Origin of the sequence: Tardiphaga sp. P9-11 (genome assembly GCF_008329525.1) — a bacterium.
In the GTDB taxonomy this organism is placed as follows: Bacteria; Pseudomonadota; Alphaproteobacteria; order Rhizobiales; family Xanthobacteraceae; genus Tardiphaga.
This window is the reverse complement of the sequence record NZ_NPKQ01000012.1, coordinates 17958-39994: the sequence shown is the minus strand read 5'-3', so window position 1 is coordinate 39994 and position 22037 is coordinate 17958. Positions and strand designations below refer to the sequence as shown.

17 protein-coding genes are annotated in these 22037 nt (G+C 63.4%); 14 read left to right on the top strand and 3 right to left on the bottom strand.

The window, feature by feature from the left end:
* Positions 1-53: 53 nt before the first annotated feature.
* The 5 genes from CIW50_RS26115 to CIW50_RS26095 all read left to right on the top strand — a co-directional run bounded on the left by CIW50_RS26115 (position 54) and on the right by CIW50_RS26095 (position 5145).
* Positions 54-998, top strand: coding sequence for an ABC transporter substrate-binding protein (locus CIW50_RS26115; RefSeq protein WP_149534160.1), 945 nt, complete (start codon positions 54-56; stop codon positions 996-998).
* Between the two features lie 2 nt (positions 999-1000).
* On the top strand, positions 1001-1774 hold the full coding sequence (locus tag CIW50_RS26110; protein ID WP_149534079.1) for an ABC transporter ATP-binding protein: 774 nt from the start codon (positions 1001-1003) through the stop codon (positions 1772-1774).
* Positions 1722-2582: an ABC transporter permease gene (locus CIW50_RS26105; RefSeq protein ID WP_149534078.1), complete on the top strand. Its 861-nt coding sequence runs from the start codon at positions 1722-1724 to the stop codon at positions 2580-2582. The genes CIW50_RS26110 and CIW50_RS26105 overlap by 53 nt, the downstream gene beginning before the upstream one ends.
* A 111-nt stretch (positions 2583-2693) precedes the next feature.
* Positions 2694-3686 (top strand): isopenicillin N synthase family dioxygenase, encoded by a 993-nt coding sequence (locus tag CIW50_RS26100; RefSeq protein ID WP_149534077.1) that lies wholly within the window; start codon positions 2694-2696, stop codon positions 3684-3686.
* Between the two features lie 112 nt (positions 3687-3798).
* Positions 3799-5145, top strand: a complete 1347-nt coding sequence (locus CIW50_RS26095) for a cytosine deaminase (RefSeq protein ID WP_149534076.1) — start codon at positions 3799-3801, stop codon at positions 5143-5145.
* A gap of 99 nt (positions 5146-5244) precedes the next feature.
* Here CIW50_RS26095 and CIW50_RS26090 read toward each other — a convergent pair whose 3' ends face one another.
* Entirely contained in the window at positions 5245-6075 is an 831-nt protein-coding gene (locus CIW50_RS26090; RefSeq protein WP_149534075.1) for an invasion associated locus B family protein, read from the bottom strand.
* 288 nt (positions 6076-6363) lie between these two features.
* On the opposite strand from CIW50_RS26090, the gene CIW50_RS26085 reads away from it, so the two are divergent.
* The 4 genes from CIW50_RS26085 to CIW50_RS26070 all read left to right on the top strand — a co-directional run bounded on the left by CIW50_RS26085 (position 6364) and on the right by CIW50_RS26070 (position 11489).
* Positions 6364-8169, top strand: coding sequence for an extracellular solute-binding protein (locus CIW50_RS26085; RefSeq protein ID WP_502707546.1), 1806 nt, complete (start codon positions 6364-6366; stop codon positions 8167-8169).
* A gap of 4 nt (positions 8170-8173) precedes the next feature.
* Positions 8174-9682: a class I adenylate-forming enzyme family protein gene (locus CIW50_RS26080; RefSeq protein WP_149534074.1), complete on the top strand. Its 1509-nt coding sequence runs from the start codon at positions 8174-8176 to the stop codon at positions 9680-9682.
* Between the two features lie 105 nt (positions 9683-9787).
* A complete protein-coding gene (locus CIW50_RS26075; RefSeq protein ID WP_149534073.1) occupies positions 9788-11023 on the top strand; it encodes a GGDEF domain-containing protein in 1236 nt (411 codons plus the stop codon).
* 73 nt (positions 11024-11096) lie between these two features.
* A complete protein-coding gene (locus tag CIW50_RS26070) occupies positions 11097-11489 on the top strand; it encodes a PRC-barrel domain-containing protein (RefSeq protein WP_149534072.1) in 393 nt (130 codons plus the stop codon).
* A gap of 54 nt (positions 11490-11543) precedes the next feature.
* On the opposite strand, the gene mfd is transcribed toward CIW50_RS26070, so the two are convergent.
* Positions 11544-15062 (bottom strand): transcription-repair coupling factor, encoded by a 3519-nt coding sequence (mfd, locus tag CIW50_RS26065; RefSeq protein WP_149534071.1) that lies wholly within the window; start codon positions 15060-15062, stop codon positions 11544-11546.
* A complete protein-coding gene (locus CIW50_RS26060; protein ID WP_068731648.1) occupies positions 15059-15349 on the bottom strand; it encodes an FAD assembly factor SdhE in 291 nt (96 codons plus the stop codon). Before CIW50_RS26060 ends, mfd begins: the two co-directional genes overlap by 4 nt.
* A 180-nt stretch (positions 15350-15529) precedes the next feature.
* On the opposite strand from CIW50_RS26060, the gene recG reads away from it, so the two are divergent.
* The 5 genes from recG to CIW50_RS26035 all read left to right on the top strand — a co-directional run bounded on the left by recG (position 15530) and on the right by CIW50_RS26035 (position 21127).
* Positions 15530-17635 (top strand): ATP-dependent DNA helicase RecG, encoded by a 2106-nt coding sequence (gene recG / locus CIW50_RS26055; RefSeq protein WP_149534070.1) that lies wholly within the window; start codon positions 15530-15532, stop codon positions 17633-17635.
* A gap of 89 nt (positions 17636-17724) precedes the next feature.
* Positions 17725-18399, top strand: a complete 675-nt coding sequence (locus CIW50_RS26050) for a response regulator (RefSeq protein WP_149534069.1) — start codon at positions 17725-17727, stop codon at positions 18397-18399.
* Positions 18396-19763: a sensor histidine kinase gene (locus CIW50_RS26045; protein WP_149534068.1), complete on the top strand. Its 1368-nt coding sequence runs from the start codon at positions 18396-18398 to the stop codon at positions 19761-19763. The genes CIW50_RS26050 and CIW50_RS26045 overlap by 4 nt, the downstream gene beginning before the upstream one ends.
* A 138-nt stretch (positions 19764-19901) precedes the next feature.
* Complete coding sequence (locus CIW50_RS26040) at positions 19902-20492, top strand: class I SAM-dependent methyltransferase (protein ID WP_149534067.1); 591 nt, start codon at positions 19902-19904, stop codon at positions 20490-20492.
* Positions 20489-21127: a DedA family protein gene (locus CIW50_RS26035; protein ID WP_149534066.1), complete on the top strand. Its 639-nt coding sequence runs from the start codon at positions 20489-20491 to the stop codon at positions 21125-21127. The genes CIW50_RS26040 and CIW50_RS26035 overlap by 4 nt, the downstream gene beginning before the upstream one ends.
* Positions 21128-22037: the final 910 nt, after the last annotated feature.

Sequence of the window (22037 nt, the reverse complement as noted above, 5' to 3'; positions counted from 1 at the left end):
GCACCTCCATCGCGTGGTTGGCACTTGTCTTTGGAGTCGTCGCATTTGGCCAGATGGCCGCGCCCGCGCACGCAGCCGACAAAGTCATCTTTCAACTCGACTGGCTTCCGGGTGGCGACAAGGCGCCGATCTATGTCTGCATCAATCAGGGCTTCTGCCGCGACGCCGGTCTTGATATCACCATCGCGTCCGGTCGCGGATCGACCGATGCCATTTCGCGATTGGCCGCCGGTTCGTCGGATATCGGTATGTCAGATATCGGCGCGCTGCTAGCCGCGCGCGCAAATGAAAACGTCAAAGTCACCGGCGTGCTGTCGGTGTTCAATCGGGGACCGCACGCGTTCTACGTCGTCAAGGGCGGCAAGATCGCCAGCGTCGAGGATGTGAAGACAAAGACCATCGCGACCTCGCCCTTCACCTCGTCGAATTTTTATCTGCCGTTGGTGCTGAAGGACAAGGGCTTTGATGTCGCCGACATCAAACTGATCAAGGCCGAGCCCGGCTCGCTCGGGCCGATGCTAATGGCCGGCAATGTCGACGGCATCATCGCCTGGATGACTGACCTGACGCGCTACAAGAACCAAGGCAAGGAAGCCGGCAAGGAGATCATCGCCCTGCCTTGGTCAGCTGCCGGTCTTGAACTGTACTCGGCCTCACTAATCGCCAATGACGATTTCCTGGCCAAACGGCCCGATGTCGCCAAACGCTTCGTCGAGGCCTTCAAGAAGTCGATCGAATTCACCAAGAGCGATCCGGACAAGGCTGCGGCGTCGGTGCTCGCCATCGTGTCCGAACTTGGTTCGGAAGACGTGAAGGGTTCGATCGGCGACACCAATCCGCTGATCTTCAACGAGGTGACCGATAAAGACGGCCTCGGCGTATTCGAACCCGCGCGCCTCGCCGAAACATGGCGGCGCGTATCGGCTGCGCAAAACATCGCACCCAGCAAGCTCGATCCCGAAACCGCGATCACCCGCAAATTCATTCCAGCGAAATAGCCATGGTCGCGCCTGCCATTCGCTTTACCCAGCTTGGTCAAGTCTTCCATACCCGCTCGGGCGAGACCGAGGCTTTGCGCGATGTCAGCTTCGACGTCGCGCAGCACGAATTCCTGGCGGTCCTGGGCCCCTCGGGCTGCGGCAAGTCGACCTTGCTGCGCCTGATCGCGGGGCTATTACCGCCAACGTCCGGTACGGTCGAGGTGTTCGGCCTGCCGGTGACGGAGCCGCGTGACGACATCGGCATCGTATTTCAAAAACCGACGCTGCTGCCATGGGCCAGCGTCGAGGACAATGTACTGTTTCCGATCCGTCACAAGCGTGGACGGGTCAGCGCCGAAGACCGCGCGCGCGCCGCGGATCTCTTGCACATGGTCGGCCTCGATGGTTTCGCCAACCGGCTACCTGACGAGCTATCCGGCGGCATGCAACAGCGCGTCGGTATCGCTCGGGCGCTGCTGCTCGACCCCGACATCCTGTTGATGGACGAACCGTTTTCAGCGCTGGACGCGCTGACCCGCGAGGTGATGGGTTTCGACCTGCTGCGGATTTTCTCCGAGCGGCCGAAGACCGTCGTGTTCATTACCCATTCGGTAAACGAAGCCGCGCTGCTGGCAGACCGCGTACTGGTGATGACCGGCCGCCCTGGCTCCGTTCTCACCGATATCGTGGTGCCGGTCGGTCGCCCGCGCGGACCCGAGACAGCGAATGAGAGAGCGATCCATGACCTCAGTGCTCACCTACGCGGCCTCCTCCTCCAAAGAGCCGCAGCCTGAAGCCACCGCGCCCCGCGCCCGCACGGCCGCAAAGCAGCGGCTGCTGCGTCTGGTCGCAGCACCCGGAGTGGCAACGGCCGGCTCGCTGATCGCCGTACTGGTATTCTGGGAGACTATTGCGCGCGGCCTCGCGATTCCGTCATACCTGTTGCCGACCCCCTCCTCGATCTTGCAGTCGTTTTCCTCGATCGGTGCCGACCGCTGGATGGTTCACATCTGGGCGACGCTGCGCGTCGCGCTGGTCGGTTACGTGCTGTCGATCGTGATCGCGATCCCGCTCGCAATCGTCATGATGCGTTCGCCGTTTCTGTCGAAGACGCTGTATCCGTTGCTGGTCGTCGTGCAGTCGACGCCGGTGGTGGCCGTGGCGCCGGTCATCATCGTCGCGCTCGGCGCCGGCGATGCACCACGAGTCGTCATCACCTGCCTGATCACCTTCTTTCCCCTCGTGGTATCGACCGCTACCGGCCTCGCCGCGACGCCGCCTGAGCTGATCGAGCTGTCGCGAAGCCTGCGTGCGCCGCCCTGGCGCGAGATCACGCAGATACGGCTACCATTCGCGGTGCCGTATATTTTTTCCGCGCTCAAGATTTCCATCACTCTGGCCGTGATCGGCGCTGTCGTCGCCGAGTTCTGCGCATCCGACGCTGGTATCGGTTACTTCATACAGTTCTCGACCTCGATGTTTCGCCTGCCGCAGGCCTGGGCCGGCCTGCTTGTACTCGCCGCGATGTCGCTCCTGCTGTTCCAGCTCGTCCTGTTCACGCAACGGCGACTGTTTCCATGGAGTGTACCGAAGAAGGACTGACGAATTGGCGAGGTATTTGGCCTTGCCTGCTCCGGAGTAGAAGCGGTCGGGCCATGCCCGGACATTGCTCCTCAACCGCCGACCACGTCGGCTTTCCCAGGAGAACCTACCATGAGTGACTACGCCCTCGCCGAGCTAAATAAAGAGACCCGAATTGGTGGCATCGGCACCACTGTCGAGCGCGAGATTCCGGTGATCGATCTGGCGGATTTCGACAACCGCAAACACGAGATCGCAGATGCATTGTGGGACGCGGCCACCGAGATCGGCTTCTTTCAGGTCTATAATCACGGCATCCCCCAATCCGATATCGACGCCGCCTTTGCTGCCACATGGCGGTTCTTCGAGCTGCCGATGGATGTGAAGGCCAAGTATCCGATGCCGAAAGGCACCAATGCCGGCTGGGAGTTCAAGGCCCAGGTGCGGCCCTCGACGGGCACGCCGGACAACAAGGAAAGTTATCAGATCACTCAACCCAGCATGTCCGGGTTGTGGCCGAACGAGGACGAACTACCGAATTTCAAGACGGAGATGTTGAAGTTCGAGCGCCAGAACTGGGCGCTCGGCATGCGCATCCTTTCGTGTTTTGCGCTCAAAATGGGCTTCGCGGAGGACTTCTTCACCAAGGCCCATGATCCGGCGTCACAGCACTACCAGTCGACGCAGCGGCTGATCCACTACATGTCGATGGAAGATGCCAAGCCACAAGATTTCGAGGCCTGGCGCGCGGGCGCGCATTCCGATTTCGACTGTCTGACAATCCTGCACCAGAAGGAAGGCGAAGGCGGCCTGCAGGTATGCCCGGGCAAGGAGGCCGCAGCCGGCGAATGGACGGATGTGCCGCCGCGACAGGGCTACATCACCTGCAATATCGGCGACATGCTGATGCGATGGTCCGACGACCAGCTGCAATCCACGCTGCATCGCGTGCGAATGCCGCGGCCGGGCGAATATCTTGGCCGCCGCTTGTCGCTGCCGTTCTTCTGCCAGGCCAATCGCGACGCCGTGATGCAGGGGCCGCTTGGCAAATACGAACCCATAACGGCGGGCGACTATCTCACCATGCGGATCAACGCGAATTTCGCGGCAATCCGCGACAAGTAACTCGCGCACATTCTCGATGGAATGAGCCGTTACGGCGAAGCAATCCAGCATCTCTGTCCCCGCTGGATTGCTTCCCGGCAGCACAGTTGCCCCATCATCCGGAGCGCTCACCATGGAGCTTTCACCGCCACATATCAGCCCAGACGACTTTTCCGGTCGCGGTCGCCTGGTGCTGCGCAACGCCAGATGCCCTGCGGCGCTGTTCGTCGAAACGCTACCGCCTGTCCTGTCGCGCGACGCCGATGGCGCGGCGCTGGTCGATCTCGTACTCGATGGCGACGTCGTCGCAGCTGTCGTGCCAGCGGGCAGCGGTATGGCAGATCGTATCCTCGATCTGGACGGACGGCATGTCTGGCCTCTGCTCGTCGATGCGCATACGCATCTCGACAAGGGGCATATTATCGGTCGCGCACCCGACTCCGGCGGCACGCATCCCGGCGCCCGCTACGCCACGGATACCGATCGGCGCACGCACTGGCAGCGTGACGATCTTTTGCGTCGCATGGAGTTCGGCCTCGGCTGCGCCGAGTCGCACGGCGTCGCTGCGATCCGCACTCATCTCGACAGTCATGAAGGTCAGGCTGAAACAAGCTGGACCGCGTTTGCCGATCTGCGCGATCGCTGGGCGGATCGCATTGCGTTGCAGGGCGTAGCATTGGTGCCGCTCGACTGTTACCGCAGCGATTACGGAAGGCAGCTCGCCGATCTCGTGGCCAGCCACGGTGGCCTGCTGGGTGGGGTTACGCGCGCATCCGGCGGCGAGCACGGCCAAGGCCTCGACGACCTCGACGCATTGCTCGACACGCTGTTCCGCCTGGCCAGAGAGCGTGACCTCGACGTCGATCTTCATGTCGACGAAGCCGCACGCTCCGGCGCGCTGTTGCACGTCGCCGACGCGACACTGCGCCATGGCTTCGAAGGCCGGGTGACCTGCGGCCATTGTTGTTCGTTGTCGTTACTATCCGAGGACGAAGCGGCAAACGTGATTGCCCGCGTGGCCTCCGCCGGCATCGCAATCATCTCGCTGCCGACCGTGAACATGTATCTGCAGGATCGCGCCAATGGAGTGACGCCGCGTTGGCGCGGCGTCACAGCGGTCAAGGAGCTACAGGCGGCTGGCATCCGTGTCGCGGTCGCAGGCGACAACTGCCGCGATCCGTTCTACGCCTATGGCGACCACGACATGCTCGACACTTGGCGCCAGGCCGTGCGCATTTTGCACCTCGATCACCCCTATGGCGACGCCGCTGGGCTGGCAGGGCCGGTGCCGGCCGGGATCATGGGGCTCGAAGCCGGTGCGATCGGGCCCGGCCGCCAGGCCAATCTGATGATCCTCGAGGCATGGACGCTCGACCAGGTGATCGCCCGTCCGCATGCGGACCGCCTGATCATCCGCGCCGGCCGCACCGCAATGTATCGTCCGCCATCGTACCGGGCGCTCGGCATCGAAAGCAGGTGATGGTCCCAAACTGAAAAAGGCGCCCCATTACGGGGCGCCTTTTGATCGGTGATGCGAGAACCTCGATTATAATGAAATCACAATCGAGACACTCCGCGCTTACTTCGCAGCCGGATTGGCCGGAGCCGCTGGTGCTGCGCCAGCAGCGGGCTGCTGCGCTTCAAGCTTGGCGCGGGCTTCCGCGGCACGCTTCTGCAGCTCTTCCTGCAGCTTCTTCTGGGTTTCTTCGAACACCTTCGGATCGGTCGGCGGACCGTCATAGGCCTTGGCGAAGCTTCCGCCGGTTTCCTGCAGCGGCAACGGCAGCGTCAGCGGTGCGCCGTTGGAGTTGATCGCCTGCACGACCAGGTTCTGGCCCTTCTTCAGGTTGGCCAGCAGCTCCGGGGTGACTTCGTAATCGGACATACAGCCGTTGGCGAAGCAGATCACATAGGGGCTCTGCGCCGGGGCATTGTTGTCGACGATCACGCGGGTGCCGTGAACGAGCTGCATGCCGAGCGGCAGCGTCACGCGCAGGATCTTCTTCGGTTCGCCTTCCGGCTCGATGATAACGGCGGCGATGACCGGCTGGCCCGACTCGATGCGACCGTCCTTGCCAGTGAAGCAGACCTGCTTGGCATTGGCGTCCTGGCCCTTGAGGCAGAACTTGGTCCACGGCGCGTAGATCAGCTGAACCTGCTGGTCGGCAGGGGGGGCACCTGCGGCCGGCGCCTGGGCGGCGGGAGCGGCCGGGGCAGCAGCCTTCGGAGCGGCCTTCGGGGCAGCCTTGGGCGCAGCAGCCTTCGGCGCCGCGGCAGGCGGTGCACCAGGCGCAGGGGCCTGCGCATGCGCATGCGGGGCAATCAAGGTGGCGGTCAAGGCCGTCGCCGCCAGAAGCGCGAAGCCCCGCCCGCGCGGCAGAACCGACGCAGCCAAGAGACGGAAATTCATTGCGGAAAACCCTTTCTGAACGGAGGCGCTCATATCCCGGAGGCGGCGCTGACAGTCACCCGTTGGCGGGTGTCTCGGTGCCAATTAAGGCCGTTACGTGACAGGCCGCGCCGTCCTCGTCAATTGTCCGCTTTCAATACAGCGGCCGACGAAAAGATCAATGGCGCCAGCCCTATTTGATGCATGGCACAGGTCGGGCCGGGACAGCCATGGTAAAGTTCCTCCGTGAGCTGCACCGAATCAAATCGCACAAATGCGCGGGGTCTTTCGACCCTGTCCAAGGTAATCGTGGCGCTGGCCTGCTGGACGGCGCTGACCGGCCCGGTGGCCGATTCCGCACAGGCCGATCCCAGCCATGCCATTGCCATGCATGGCGCCCCGGCCCTGCCAGCCGATTTTCGGCAGATGCCCTATGCCAATCCCGATGCGCCCAAAGGCGGTCGCATGGTTCAGGGTGTTCTTGGCACGTTCGACAGCCTCAATCCCTTTATCGTCCGGGGCATAGCGGTGCCGCAGATGCGCGGCTATGTCATCGAAAGCCTGATGACCCGAGGCCAGGACGAGGCGTTCACCCTCTACGGCCTGCTCGCCGAGAGCGTCGAGACTGATGACGCGAGAAGCTTCGTCACTTTCCAGATCAATCCCCAGGCCAAGTTCTCCGACGGCAAGCCCGTCCTGGCCGCAGACGTGCTGTTCTCCTGGCAGTTGCTGCGCGACAAGGGCCGGCCCAATCACCGGCAGTATTATTCGAAAGTCGCCAGGGCCGAGGCACTGGATGAGCGCACGGTGCGCTTCGACTTCGGCGGCCAGGCAGATCGCGAGCTGCCACTGATCCTCGGTCTGATGCCGGTGCTGCCGAAACACGCGGTCAATCCCGACACGTTCGAGGAAACCTCGATGGCGCCGCCGCTGGGCTCCGGGCCCTATACGGTGACGGCTGTGAAGCCGGGCGCGGCGGTGACCCTCACCCGCAATCCCGCCTATTGGGGCCGCAATCTGCCGATCAATCGCGGGCTATGGAATTTTGACGAGATCCGCCTCGACTACTATCGCGAGGCCAACACCCATTTCGAAGCCTTCAAGCGCGGCCTCTACGACTTCCGCGTCGAGAACGAACCGCTGCGCTGGCACGACGGCTATACATTCCCGGCCGCCACGTCCGGCGAAGTGATCCGCGACAGCATCAAGACCGGCCTGCCGAAGCCGTCGGAATTTCTGGTGTTCAACACACGGCGACCGATGTTCGCCGATATTCGCGTTCGTCAGGCGCTGACGCTGCTGTTCGATTTCGAATGGATCAACCGCACCTACTTCTTCGGCCTCTATGCCCGCTCGGCCGGGTTCTTCGCGGGCTCGGACCTCTCCGCCTATATGCGCGCCGCGGATGATCGCGAACGGACACTGCTGCAGCCCTACGCCTCGGATATAGCCGCCAATATTCTCGATGGCAGTTATCGTTTGCCGGTCAGCGATGGTTCGGGCCGTGACCGTCCCGCGCTGCGCACTGCGCTGACGCTGCTCAAGGACGCGGGCTACGAACTTGTCAACAACGTGCTGCGGCGGCAGTCGGACAAAACGCCCCTCGCCTTCGAGATCCTCGTCACCACCCGCGATCAGGAACGCATCGCGCTGGCCTATGCGCGCGATCTCAAGCGCGCCGGCATCGTTGCCAATATCCGCTCCATCGACGCCGTGCAGTTCGACCAGCGCCGCATCAATTTCGAATTCGACATGATCCAGAATCGCTGGGACCAGTCGCTGTCGCCGGGCAACGAGCAGTCGTTCTACTGGGGCTCGGAAGCCGCCGAGAATCCCGGCACCCGCAACTATATGGGCGCGAAGAACCCCGCCGTCGACGCCATGATCTCGGCCATGCTCGAGGCCCGCGACCACGGCCCGTTCGTTGATGCCGTACGCGCCATGGACCGCGCGCTGATCGCCGGTTTCTACGCCATTCCGCTCTACTATGTCGGTGAGCAATGGATTGCCCGATGGAATCGGATAGAACGACCTTCGACCATCGCACTCTCTGGCTATTTGCCGGAGACGTGGTGGTCCAGAACGCTGCCAGCTTCGCCGCCGAACCGGAAGTGACACCGTGACCTCACCCATACCGAATGCATCGCCCACCCTCGACGGTCTGTTTCGCCGCATCCTCAGCCGGCAACCGCAGGCGCTGGCGCTGGTCGACCCCGCCGACAAGATGCGCGTCACCGCAACGGAACCGCAGCGGCTGACCTTTGCGGATGCCGATCGCGCAATCTCGGCGCTGACGGCGCATTTCATGGAGGCCGGTCTCCCCGCCAATTCGGTCATCGCCGTCCAGCTGCCGAACACCGTCGAATTCGTGTTGACCGTGCTGGCTGCGCATCGCGCCGGCCTCGTCGTCGCGCTGCTGCCGCAACTCTGGCGCCAGGCCGACCTGACCATGGCACTGAATCGGTGCAGCGCGCGTGCGCTGGTGACGTCGAGCAAGATCGACGGCGTCAGCCATGCCGATCTGATCATGAATGCTGCGGCTGAAGCCTTCTCGATCCGCTATGTCGGCGGCTTCGGCAGCGACCTGCCGGAAGGCATGACCCCGCTCGATGCCGTGGTGTCGAGCGAGTTCGTGGAGCCCACGCCCGTGACGCAGGACGCCCGCCGTGCGGCCATCGTCTCCTTCGATGTCACGTCCGACGGCTTCCGCACGGTGCCGCGCACGCATCTCAACCTGATCTCGGGCGGCCTTGCCGTGTTCCTGGAAAGCGGGATGCCGCAGGGCGCCACAATCATGTCGGCGCTGGTGCCGTCGTCTTTCGCCAGTATCGCCTCGTCACTGGTGACCTGGCTGCTCTCCGGCGGCGTGCTCGCTTTGCATCATCCATTCGACAATGCGGTGCTGGAACGCGGGATCGCTGCCAATGCCTGCGACGTGCTGGTGGCGCCTGCGCCGCTGGCGCAGCGCCTCGCCGACGGCCGGTTGCTCGATCGGTCTCCCGTGCTGCGTTATGTGCTCGGCCTCTGGCGCGCACCTGAACAGGTTGCCGCCTCGCCTGCATGGCCGGGCTCGCAGGCATCGTTCACCGACATCTATCTGTTCGGCGAAGCCGGCCTGTTCGGCGCCATTCGCGGCGCCGACGGCATGCCCGTCGCCATCATGCCGGGCCCGCACGGCGCACCGCGCGCCCAGCAAGGCTCCTCCATTGCGGGCGATATTATGCTGACGCCCAGGGGCACGCTGGGCCTCCGCGGCCCGATGGTGCCGGTGCTGGCCTATACGGCACAGGCCGACGCCAGCAACGCGCTGATCCCGGCCAAGCCGCTCGATTATGTCGATACCGGCTATATGGCCCGGCTCGATCGCGCGACCGGCGCCATCAATATCACCGCGCCGCCCTCGGGCATCATGGCCGTCGGCGGCTATCGCTTCCTGGCCCAGGACCTCAACGAATGGGCCAAGCGGCTCGGCGAGAATGCCATGCTGACGGCGCTCCCCGATCGGCTCAGCGGCTACCGCCTCGCCGGTCGCGCCAGCAACAACGGCCGCGCCCGCGACGCCCTGACAGAACTCGGCCTGAACCCGCTGATGGTCGAGGCCTTCCGCGACCGCGCCACGGCCGACTGAGCCAGCAAAAGCGATCCTAAAATGCGAGCGATCTCATTGACTGCGCATTAAGGACGTCGGGCTAGCCTGCCGCGATCAGTTTCGCGTCAGAGGTAGCAGCCAAGCATGTCCGATCAGGCCACGATCGTCGCCGTCTCCAACCAGCAGCCGGCCGCGTTTGCGACAGCCCTGGCGGAGAGCAACATCTTCCCGGTGGTCGATGCGACATGGGCCGAGGCGCTGGATGCGGTGGCACGGGTACAGCCGGCTGCCGTGGTAGTTTCGGCTACGGCCGACGACATGCCGACCTTCCAGGCGTTGGCAAAACGCCTTGGCGCCAAGCAGCCATATGTGCCGCTGATCGCGATCGATCCAGCCACGGACTTGCCCGGCCATGCGATTCCGCTCACGCAGACCGATGGCAACTTCGACCGGCTCAGCGCCCGCCTGCGCAACGCGCTGCGCGTCCGCTCGCTGCATGCCACGGTCATGCGACGCCTGACCGCCGAAAACCTGCATCGCATGTCCCTGCAGTCGGACCCGCTGGACGATGCGACGGTGATGCTGATCGGCCGTGGCGGCGGTTATCCCGCGCTGTCCGTTGCGCTTGGCGAACGCGTCGGCGTGGTCGGCGCGCTCAGCATCGAAGCCGCAGCCAAGCATCTCAGCGCGCGCGACCTCGACGGCATCGTCATCGGCGAGGGCTTCAGCTCACGCGTCGTTGACGCGTTTCTCACTGTCCTCACCGAGGACGCGCGCTTCCGCAACCTGCCCGTTGTCGTCACCGTGCCCGGCCTGTCACCGACCTACGATCTTGCCAATCTCGAAATGGTCGTCGGAGACGCCGACACCGTCGCAGCCACGGCGCTGCCGTTGCTGCGCCAACACGCCTTCGAAGCGCGTCTCGGCCGCACCTTGAAGTCGATCGAATCCGACGGGCTGCTCGATCCCGCCACCGGCCTGCTGACGACTGCAGCCTTCGAACGCGACATCGCGACCGCCGTCTATCATACGCAAACCCGCGGCGGCGGATTGTCGATGGCCCGGTTCTCGTTCGACAATATCCCGCTGCGTGCGCAGCGCGACGCTGCTCGGATCATCAGCCGGCTGATGCGGCGGATGGATTTCGGCACGCTGCAGAACGACGGCTCCATCGTGGTCGCCTTCGCCGAAACCGACCAGCGCAACGCCCATATGATCGCCAAGCGGCTCTCCAGCGTGATGAAGCACACCATGCACGGACCCAAACGCGATGCGCGCAACGATCCCCACGTCACCGTGATCACGATGGAGCCAACAGATACCGCGAAGTCGCTGCTGGCGCGCCTGCATGGCGAGGACGCGCAGCGCGCAGCGTCATAAGTTCCTGAAATAAAGTCAGGAACGAAGTATCAAACGTCGCATTGTAGGTGCATCTGCAATGGAGACAACGATAATGAAAAAGCTTGCACTGATCACCGCTTCCCTCGCCCTTCTCGCCACGCCGGTTTTCGCGCAGTCGACAGTTACAACGGGTGCTGCGCCCGCCGAGGCAAAATTCTCGACCGTCTCCAAGGAGGAGATGTTCTCGTCCAAGCTGAAGGGCCTGAATATCACCAATCAGAAGGATGAGACGATCGGCGAAATCAGCGATCTGGCAATCAAGAACAATCAGGTCGACGCTTTGATCCTGTCAGTCGGCGGCTTCCTCGGCATGGGCGAGCGCTATGTCGCGGTCTCGCCTGCGTCGGTCAAGGTGAGCCTGAACAAGGACAATAAGTGGGTGGCGACGATGAACACCACCAAGGATGCGCTCAAGGCCGCTCCGGAATTCAAGTATCCGAAGTAAGCGTTGCATTAGAATAACGAGTGGCCGTCGGCAGCAATGCCGGCGGTCACTTCGTTAGGCCGCCTTCTTGGTCTCTGCGAGACCGGCCAGCGCGCGCAGGATTTCCGTAGCGCCTTCAAGACGTTCTTCCGGTGTTCCCCAATCCTGCAGGAACACCACCTTCATGTCCGGACGCACCTTCGCGGCCTGGCCATATTGCCGGATGAAGAACACCAACTTCTCAGGCTGCGCAAAGCTGTTGTCGCGGAAGGAAATGACGACGCCCTTCGGGCCGGCATCGACCTTCTCGACATTGGCGCGGCGGCAATAGGCCTTGATGGCGGCGATCTTGAACAGGTAGCGGACCTCGTCCGGCAGCACGCCGAAACGGTCGCGCAGTTCGGCGGCGAAGGCTGCAATCTCGTCGTCGGTTTCGAGGTCGGCGAGCCGGCGGTACAGCGACAGGCGGACCGAGAGATCGGCGACGAAATCGTCGGGGATCATCACCGGCATGCCCAGGGTGATGGTCGGCGACCACCGGTCGGCGATCGGCTCGGAGATACCCGACTTGAGCGCCAGGATCGCCTCTTCCAGCATCGATTGATACAGCTCGAAGCCGACTTCCTTGATGTGGCCGGACTGCTCTTCACCCAAGAGGTTGCCGGCGCCGCGGATATCCAGATCGTGCGAGGCGAGCTGGAAGCCGGCGCCAAGATTCTCCAGCGACTGCAGCACCTTCAGACGGCGCTCGGCCTGCCCGGTGATCTTGTGCGTCGACGGCAGCGTGAACAGCGCATAGGCACGCAACTTCGAGCGTCCGACGCGGCCACGGAGCTGATAGAGCTGCGCCAGACCGAACATATCGGCGCGGTGAATGATCAGCGTGTTGGCGTTCGGAATATCCAGCCCCGACTCCACGATCGTGGTCGACAGCAGGATATCGTATTTGCCGTCATAGAACGCCGACATGATGTCCTCGATCACCGTCGGCGCCATCTGGCCATGAGCCACGGCGACCTTCATCTCAGGCACATGCTTGTCGAGGAAGTCCTTCACCTCGGCAAGGTCGTCGATGCGCGGTACGACATAAAAGGCCTGCCCACCGCGATAGCGCTCGCGCAGCAGCGCTTCGCGGATCATCAGCGGATCATGCGGCGCCACGAAGGTGCGCACCGCCAGACGATCGACCGGCGCCGAAGCGATGATCGACAGATCACGCACGCCGGTCAGTGCGAGCTGCAACGTGCGCGGGATCGGCGTCGCCGACAGCGTCAGCACGTGGACGTTGGCGCGAAGCTGCTTCAGCCGTTCCTTATGCGTCACGCCGAAGTGCTGTTCCTCGTCGACCACGACGAGGCCGAGGTCCTTGAACTTGATCGACTTGCCCAGCAGTGCATGGGTGCCGACGACGATGTCGATGGAGCCGTCGGCGAGGCCCTTCTTGGTCGCCGTCAGCTCTTTCGGCGCGACCAGCCTTGAGGCCTGCGCGACATTCACCGGGAAGCCCTTGAAGCGCTCGGTGAAGTTCTTGGCGTGCTGACGCGCCAGCAGCGTGGTCGGCACCACGATAGCAACCTGCTTGCCTTCCATGGCGACCGCAAAGGTGGCGCGCATGGCCACTTCCGTTTTGCCGAAGCCGACATCGCCGCAGATCAGGCGATCCATCGGCTTGCCATGTTCGAGATCGTGCAGCGCGGCGTTGATCGCGGTCTGCTGGTCCTCGGTTTCCTCATAGGGAAAGCGCGCGCAGAATTCGTCATACTGCTCGCGCGGTACGACGATCCGCTCGGTTTCGCGCAGATGCCGCTCGGCAGCAATCTTGATGAGTTCGCCGGCGATCTCCTGAATGCGGTTCTTCAGCTTGGCCTTGCGGGCCTGCCAACCGGAGCCCCCGAGCTTGTCGAGCTCCACATTGGTCTGGTCGGAGCCGTAGCGGGACAGCAGCTCGATATTCTCGACCGGCAGAAACAGCTTGGTCTCGTTGGCATAGCGCAATTCGAGACAGTCATGCGGTGCGCCGCCGACCTGCAACGTCTGCAGCCCGACGAAACGGCCGATACCGTGTTCGACATGGACCACGATATCGCCGGCAGCGAGACTCGTGACTTCCGAGATGAAGTTGTCGAGCTTGCGGCTCGCCTTGCGCGGCCGCACCAGACGGTCGCCGAGAATGTCCTGTTCGCTGATGACGGCGATCTGGTCGGTCTCGAAACCGCTCTCCATGCCGACCACAGCCAGCATGGTCTCGTTGCGCGGCGTCGCCTGAACGGCACGCCAGGAATTCACCATCTGCTGATTGAGCAGCTTGTGGTCCTTCAGCATGCTGGCCATGCGGTCACGCGAGCCTTCGCTCCACAGCGCGACGACGACCTTCTTGCGCTCCGCCTGCAGCGCCTGGATATGAGCCACCACGCGCTCAAACACGTTCACATTGGCGTCGGCGCGCTCCGGCGCGAAGTTGCGGCCTGCCCGTGCGCCCGCGTCGACCACGCCCGGCGTGCCGTCCGGCACGGCGAACGGCGACAACCGCGCCATTGCGAGATCTTCCAGCCGTTTGTGCCATTCGCTGTCCGTCAGATAGAGCCGGTCCGGCGGCAGCGGCTTGTAGATCGCGCCGCCACCCGGCGTACCCATCACTTCGCGGCGCGCTTCGTAATAATCGCCGATCTGCTTGAAGCGTTCGGTGGCGGCATCCTCGCCTTGCGGCTCGATGGCGACCGGCGTGCCCGGCAGATAGTCGAACAGCGTGTCCATGCGGTCCTGGAACAGCGGCAGCCAGTGCTCCATGCCGGGATGACGGCGGCCTTCGCTGACCGCTTCATAGAGCTGGTCGTCGCGCTCGGGGGCGCCGAACTGCGCGACATAGCCCATGCGGAAGCGGCGGATGGTTTCGGTGATGAGCTGGAACTCGGAGACGGGCACGAGATCGAGCGCGCGCATGTCGAGATGGGTGCGCTGGGTCTCCGCATCGAAGCTGCGGATCGATTCCAGACTGTCGCCGAAGAAATCGAACCGCACGGGCATTTCGAGTCCGGCGGGAAACAGATCGAGGATACCGCCGCGCACGGCATATTCGCCGGGCTCCCGCACCGTGCCGGAGCGGGTGTAGCCGTTGTGTTCGAGCCAGGCGACGATGGAATCCATCGGGACCACATGGCCGGGCGCAACCGACAGAGCCTGCGCGGCGACGATCTCGCGGGCCGGCACGCGCTGGACGACGGCATTGACCGTGGTCAGCACGATCATCGGCTTGTCGCTGCCGGTGAGGCGCGACAGGCGCGCCAGCGTGGTCATGCGATGCGCGAGAATGCCGCCATGGGGCGAGACACGGTCGTAAGGCTGGCAGTCCCAGGCCGGGAACTGCAGCACCGGCAGATCCGGCGCGAAGAATTCCAGCGAGCGCGCGAGCTGCTGCATCCGCGGACCGTCACGGCAGATCACGGTCAGGCTCACCGCCGGCGGCTTCGGCTTGGCCGCAACCGCACGCGCCAGATCGGCGACGATCAGGCCTTCGGCGCCCTCGGCGACATTGGCAAAGGTCAGCGCACGGCCGGGCGCAAGCTGCGCGGCCGGCGAGGCAACGGGGGATTTCATAGAGGCTTGTCCAGATTCCGGAACAGCTTGATGCGCTCGAACAGGGGCGTGCGGTACTGCTCGTCCAATTGGGTATCACCGACGAAGGCCGGATAAAGCTCGGGGTCTTCGAGGCCAACGAGATCTTCGAGCTGCTTGAGTTCGAGGTCCGCCAGAATGCCGATCTCGGCATCCGCGAAACGCCCCAGAATGAGATCCATCTCGCGCGTGCCGCGGTGCCAGCACCGGAACAGCAGCCGCTTGCGGCGGTCATCCAGGCCGTTGCTCGATCGTGTCGTTCCCGTCATCTGTCCATCCCGCCCAAAGCCCGCAAACGCAGAAAGCCCGGACGTGCCGGGCAGGCTCATATAGCCTCCGCTTCCGCCCCTGTCAGCACCTCTTAACGCATTGCTTTCGCCTTGAAATGCATCCAACTCTCGCAAATACCGTAGCCCTCTCGCCGTGCCGGCCAGCCTTGAGTCGTTCTGATGCGCCCTGAAGTGCTCAATCCCCTGTTCGTCCCGGTCACCAGCATGACCGGTATCGGGCCGAAGCAGGACAAGCTGCTGCGCTTCCTGCTGGACCGCGCCGAGACGCCGCGCATCGTCGATCTGCTGCTGCATCTGCCGGTCAGCGTGATCGACCGCCGCGACAGGCCGAAGATCAACGAGGCCGAGATCGGCGCCATGGTGACCCTCGAAGTCACCGTCGATCGCCATCGCGAGCCGCCGCCCGGCCGCTCACGCGCACCGCATCTGGTCTATGCCCATGACGACACCGGCACGGTGATCCTGACCTATTTCCGCACCTATCCCGGCCAGATCGAAAAGCTGCTGCCGGTCGGCGAGAAGCGTTACGTCTCGGGCACTACGCAGCTGTTCGACGGCATGCTGCAGATCACCCATCCCGACCGCGTGGTCGACGAGGAAGGCTTCGCCAAGCTCACGGGCATCGACGCGGTCTATCCGCTGACCCAAGGCCTCGCGATCACCTCGCTGCGCAAGGCCATCGCGCAGGCGCTGACCAAGCTGCCGGCGCTGCCGGAATGGATCAGCCCGGAAGTGATCCGGCGCTGCAAGTTCCCATCGCTGGCGGAGGCGTTGCAGCGCGTCCATGTGCCGGTCGAGATCACCGATGTCCTTCCGGAAGGTCCGTTCTGGTCACGTCTCGCTTTCGATGAATTGCTCGCCGGCCAACTCGCGCTGGCGCTGGTGCGTGCGCAACTGCGCCGTCCCGCCGGCGATCGCAATGCCGGCGACGGCCACATCCGCCGCAAGATCATCGACGCCCTACCCTATGCGCTGACGCAATCGCAGCAGCAGGCGACCGCGGCCATTGCCGATGATCTCACCAAACCGCTGCGTATGCTCCGGCTGCTGCAGGGTGACGTCGGCTCCGGCAAAACCGTGGTGGCGCTGCTCGCCGCCGCCGCCGCCGCCGAAATCGGCAAGCAGACAGCCTTGATGGCGCCGACAGAAATTCTCGCGCGCCAGCATATCAAGACCATCACGTCGCTGGCGGAGCGTGCAGGCCTGCGCGTAGCCATCCTGACGGGCCGCGAGAAGGGTCGCGAGCGCAAGGATATCCTGGCGCGACTCGCCAGCGGCGAGATCGACTTCATCGTCGGCACGCATGCGCTCATTCAGGACGACGTCGAGTTCAAGGCGCTGGCGCTCGCCGTAGTCGACGAACAACACCGTTTCGGCGTCCGCGAACGCCTCACGCTGACCAACAAGGGCAGCGCGGTCGATGTGCTGGTGCTGTCGGCGACGCCGATTCCGCGCACGCTGGTGCTGACCTACTTCGGCGACATGGACATTTCCGAACTACGCGAAAAGCCCGCCGGCCGCCAGCCGATCGAGACGCGGACCATGTCGGCGAGCCGGCTGCAGGAAGTCATCGACGGCATCGGCCGTGCGGTGGACAACGGCAAGCTGATCTACTGGATCGTGCCGCTGGTCGAAGAGTCCGAAATGGACGGCCCGAAACTCACCAATGCGGAAGAGCGTTTCGAGAGCCTGCAGCAGCGCTTTGGCGACAAAGTCGGAATCGTCCATGGCCGGATGAAAGGCGTCGAAAAGGATGCGGCGATGGCGCGCTTCGCCGCTGGCGAGACACAGATCCTCGTAGCCACCACAGTGGTCGAAGTCGGCGTCGATGTCCCCGCAGCCACCATCATGGTGATCGAGAATGCCGAGCGTTTCGGCCTCGCGCAGCTGCATCAGCTCCGCGGCCGCATCGGACGTGGCTCCGAGGCATCGACATGCCTCCTGCTCTATCGCGAGCCGCTCGGCGAGATCGCCACCAAACGCCTCAAGGTGATCAAGGATTCCACTGACGGATTCCGGATCGCCGAGGAAGATTTGAAGCTGCGCGGCGAAGGCGACGTGCTCGGTACACGTCAGAGCGGCATGCCCGGCTTCCGCATTGCGCGCTCAGAGGTTCACGCACAGCTCATCACGCAGGCGCGCGACGAAGCGCTGCGGATTTTGCAGGACAATCCGAAGCTCACGGGCGAGCGCGGCGAAGCGCTACGCTGCCTGCTGTATCTCTATGAACGCGATGAGGCGATCCCGCTGATCGGTGCGGGATAGTCGCTCCTGATCTGCGAAATAGCTTCGTAACGTTGACGCAATGTTCCCCACCTAGGTTCGACGCTTGGCTTGAGGCGAAAGGCAGTTGTGTGCGCGTACTCCTCGTCGAGGATGAACCGGAAATGGCAGCGGCGCTCGCAGCGGCGCTCAGGGGTCGTGATATGGTGGTCGACCGCGTGGCCACGATCGGCATGGCCGAGGAAGCCCTGCTCACCAACAGCTATGGAGCCATCCTGCTCGACCGCCAGTTGCCCGACGGCGATGGGCTTTCGCTGATAACCAAATTAAGAGCGAGTGGCGTGCAGGCGCCCGTCATCGTGTTGACGGCGCGGGGCGACCTCGCCGATCGCGTAGCCGGGCTGGATACCGGCGCCGACGACTATCTCGGCAAGCCATTTGCGATCGAGGAACTGTTGGCGCGGCTGCGCGCCGTGCTGCGTCGACCAAGCGACATGCCTCCTGAAAGCCTGCAACTCGGCCGCCTCGTCTACAGCGCTGAACACCGCCAGGCGAGCGTCGCTGGTGTGGCCATGACCTTGCCGCGTCGCGAGTTACTGGTGCTCGAAACACTGCTGCGGCGCTCCGGCCGGACCGTCGCGCGATCCGCCCTCGAAGAAGCGGTCTACGGCTTCGACGACGAAATCCAGTCCAACGCCCTCGATACCCACGTCTCGCGCCTCCGTCGTAAACTGGCCGACGCCAGCGCGGGTGTGGAAATTCACGCCATTCGTGGCATCGGCTACCTGATCAAGCGCACACCATGAACCGAATTCGCGGCAAGTCATTGCGATGGTTGTTGGTCAGTCGGCTCGTCGGCCTGCAGGCGCTGATGCTGACCGGACTGGTGTTGACCATCGTAGGTGTGCTGTGGGGCGGCGGCTATGTCGTCTCGCTGGAGCCCGAAGACGAGATCATCAGTGTGATCGAGAACGCCATCGCGCGTGACCAGGCCGGCGTCATGATCGTGCGCGACACGCCCGCTCTGGCGCGGCAGCGCGCCAGCATGCCCGAGCTGTGGTTTCTCGTCAGGGACAAGAACGGCCATCGCGTTTCGCAAGGCCATGTACCGCCTGAATTCGCCCGCATTGGCGATGCGCTCGACGACGTCGGTCAAGCCCGTCTCGGCTGGAATATCGGCGATGCTCCGCGCGCAACGGCACGCATGCGCTGGGTCAGCAGCGCCGCAGGCCGCGTTCAAATTCTCACCGGCTCCGGAGGCACCGTGCCCTGGCACCGTTTCGCCGCCGCCATCGCGACGCTGTTTCTCAGCGTGGTGCTGCCGATTCTCGCCGTCATGGCCCTGACGACTCTCGTTGCCACACCCATCGTGGTCAGGCGGGCGCTGCTCGGCCTCGGCCACGCGGCAGCGCAGGCCAAACGGATCGACACCGACAAACGCGGCGCGCGCCTTACGCTGGATCAGGTGCCTAACGAGATCGTTCCACTGGTCGTGGCCATCAACGACGCGCTGCGCCGCCTCGACGACGGCTTCGATCGTCGCCAGCGTTTTCTGGTCGATGCCGCCCATGAATTGCGGACGCCGATTGCCATTCTGCAAACCCGGATCGAGTCGACCGAACCCGGACCGCATACAGCGCGTTTGCTCGAGGATGTCCGCCGTCTGTCGACACTCGCCGAACAACTGCTGGACACCGAACGGTTGAAGCAGACCGCGGTGCCGCAGTCGGATATCGACCTTGTCGACGTCGCGCAGCATGTGACGTCGGATCTTGCGCCGCTTGCCATCGCAGCGGGATACGAGATCGCATTCGAGAGCAGTGTGAGACAGGCCCCACTGTCAGGGGATCAGGGGGCACTGGAGCGCGCACTCGCGAACCTGATCCACAATGCGATCGAATACGGCGAACGTCGCGGGAAAATAGTCGTCAGCGTCACCGCGTCTTCGGTCTCGGTGACCGATGAAGGCCCTGGCATCCCGCCGAACGATCGAGAACGCGTCTTCGAGCCGTTCTACCGGCTCAATAGCGGCTCGCGCGGCGCCGGCCTCGGACTCAACCTGGTTCGCGAGATCGTTCGGCTTCATGATGGCTTGATCGATATTCAGGACGGGCCGAACGGCGGCACGCGCGTCACCATGGCCTTCGGCATGCGGCATGCCCGACGCTAGCAGCGATGCACGTTGAATATCGCCGCCGCTTTATTGCAGCGTCAAAGACGTCACGTCATGTTCGCTCAATCTCCACTGCACATACCATGACACTGCCGACGACCGTCGGTGTCGATGCATTTGCAATGGATAGTTCACATGACTGCAAACGGCCTCCTGCTCTTCTTCCGATCGCTCGCATCGGCCCCTCGAACCGTCGGGGCGATTGCGCCGTCCGGGTCTGCCCTCGCCAATATGATCACCCGTGATATCAACGGTGCGACCGGTAAGGTGCTCGAGCTCGGCCCCGGCACTGGCGTCTTTACGAAAGCACTGCTGAAGCAAGGTGTAAAGGAAGGTGATCTGACGCTTATCGAATATGGCTCTGACTTCATGCGGCTGTTGCAGCAGCGATTTCCGCGCGCGCGGGTGCTGTGGATGGACGCTTCATGGATCGCGCCGCAAAACGTGTTCGAACCCGCGACGTTCGGCGCCGTCGTCAGCGGACTTCCGTTGCTGAACATGGCACAAAACAAGGTCGATGCGATCCTGGCCGGTGTTTTCAACAGCCTCCGATCCGACGGCGTGATGTATCAGTTCACCTACGGGGTTCGCTGTCCGATCAGTCATCTGCAACTCCAGCAATTTGGCCTCGAGGCGTCCTGTGTCGGTCGTGCGCTGATGAACATTCCGCCGGCCTCGGTCTATCGCATCACGCGGCGCCGGACCGTCGCCCAGGTGGCAGAATGAGCGCGATAGCGACAGAACTCGCCGATCTTCTGATCAACTGCGTCCACATTGGTCCTGTCGGGATCATCGGGCTTGGCATCGCCGAGAAACTGTTTCCGTTCGTGCCGTCTTACGTCGCATTCGTGGTCATCGGCATCGTCGTCGCTGCGAAGCAGAGCGACCTCACATCGGCCATCCTCGCACTCGCGATCGGTTCAACGGCCGGTTCGCTGTGCTGGTATGGCATCGGCCTGATCCTGGGAGAACGGCGCAGCGCGACATTCGTCAGACGCTTCGGTCCCTATATCGGGCTGACCCCTGCCCGCTATCAGCGTGCGGCCAATGCGTTTCAACGAAACCTGGTCCTGATCCTCGCGGTCGGCCAGACGCTGCCCGTAATCCGGGTCTATATAGCGATTCCTGCAGGGGTGCTCGGCGTGCCCCTCGCGCGATTTCTGCTGGGAACGTTTATCGGCAGCCTCGTATGGGGCACGCCGTTGCTCGCCCTCGGCTTCTGGATCGGAGACACCAATTCGGACCCGGCCTTTGCGGCGCTGATTGCCGTAGCGACATTGATCGGACTGGAAGCGCTGATCGTATGGGGCTGTCGCCGCTTCAACCGGCGCACATCACGACGCCATCCGGCACCCAGCTAGAACTATGTCATGGCCAAAACGGCCGTCCGAAGCGGGCCGGACTGAGCCCGGAGTTTCCACTGTCATTCCGGGGCGCACGAAAGCGGCGAAGCCGCTGCAATGCGAACCCGGAATCTCAGAGTGTTTTGCGCTGAACATGTCGGGATTCCGGGTTCGCGATACGCCGCCTTCGGCGCCTCCTCGTGCCCCGGAATGACAGTGTAGGGCGGCAAGGCAGTGCCAAACATTTTTTCCTATTCTTTGTTGACAGCATCCTTATCAGGTTTATATTCCCCCTCGTCCTGCCCCACCGAGAGGGGCGATCGCGATCGTCACGTTCGCGGGGTGGGATGCGGTGGACGCCGGAGATGCGGCGTCACGGGAGATGTGGGGGACGGCTGTCTTCGGACAGGCCGGATCGTCTGTGGTCAGGATACCACTGGGACAGGCGGCACGGTTTGTCTTGAGATGGAAGAAACCTGCAGATCAAGTGACGGACGACCAAGTCAAAACGCGTTCGGCTTACTCGCTTGAGGCACCCTGTCCCTTCGCCTTGGGACTGTAATTTTGGTGATGGAATCGTTCGACAGAACCGTTCGCCATGGCAAAGCGCAAGCAACCGAAAAAACACTGCATGCGGAACGCTGGGCACTTGCCCTGCGCCTCCGAAAGTCCTGATGCACTACCTTGCGGAAGACCGCATCGGCATCAGGCCCAAGGGTGCAACGGGCACCCGGCGTTCCGCACGCCCTCTCACAAGGGGCGGGAATGCAAACCACGACGGCGCCCCCGCGCCGCAAATAACAGGGGTGATGTCGCATGTCTGAAGAGCAGTGGCTGTTTGACAGTTGAATCCGACGAGGCCGCAAGATGGCGTGAGCGCAGACGCATCGCGCCGGAGCGAAACCCATCATGTAAAGCGAAGAAGATG

Excerpts from the sequence above, each read along its gene's own strand:
- CIW50_RS26115 (WP_149534160.1), top strand. The coding sequence starts at position 54 with ATGGCCGCGCCCGCGCACGCAGCCGACAAAGTCATCTTTCAACTCGAC.
- CIW50_RS26110 (WP_149534079.1), top strand. The coding sequence starts at position 1,001 with ATGGTCGCGCCTGCCATTCGCTTTACCCAGCTTGGTCAAGTCTTCCAT.
- CIW50_RS26105 (WP_149534078.1), top strand. The coding sequence starts at position 1,722 with ATGACCTCAGTGCTCACCTACGCGGCCTCCTCCTCCAAAGAGCCGCAG.
- CIW50_RS26100 (WP_149534077.1), top strand. The coding sequence starts at position 2,694 with ATGAGTGACTACGCCCTCGCCGAGCTAAATAAAGAGACCCGAATTGGT.
- CIW50_RS26095 (WP_149534076.1), top strand. The coding sequence starts at position 3,799 with ATGGAGCTTTCACCGCCACATATCAGCCCAGACGACTTTTCCGGTCGC.
- CIW50_RS26090 (WP_149534075.1), bottom strand. The coding sequence starts at position 6,075 with ATGAATTTCCGTCTCTTGGCTGCGTCGGTTCTGCCGCGCGGGCGGGGC.
- CIW50_RS26075 (WP_149534073.1), top strand. The coding sequence starts at position 9,788 with ATGTCCGATCAGGCCACGATCGTCGCCGTCTCCAACCAGCAGCCGGCC.
- CIW50_RS26070 (WP_149534072.1), top strand. The coding sequence starts at position 11,097 with ATGAAAAAGCTTGCACTGATCACCGCTTCCCTCGCCCTTCTCGCCACG.
- mfd (WP_149534071.1), bottom strand. The coding sequence starts at position 15,062 with ATGAAATCCCCCGTTGCCTCGCCGGCCGCGCAGCTTGCGCCCGGCCGT.
- CIW50_RS26060 (WP_068731648.1), bottom strand. The coding sequence starts at position 15,349 with ATGACGGGAACGACACGATCGAGCAACGGCCTGGATGACCGCCGCAAG.
- recG (WP_149534070.1), top strand. The coding sequence starts at position 15,530 with ATGCGCCCTGAAGTGCTCAATCCCCTGTTCGTCCCGGTCACCAGCATG.
- CIW50_RS26045 (WP_149534068.1), top strand. The coding sequence starts at position 18,396 with ATGAACCGAATTCGCGGCAAGTCATTGCGATGGTTGTTGGTCAGTCGG.
- CIW50_RS26040 (WP_149534067.1), top strand. The coding sequence starts at position 19,902 with ATGACTGCAAACGGCCTCCTGCTCTTCTTCCGATCGCTCGCATCGGCC.
- CIW50_RS26035 (WP_149534066.1), top strand. The coding sequence starts at position 20,489 with ATGAGCGCGATAGCGACAGAACTCGCCGATCTTCTGATCAACTGCGTC.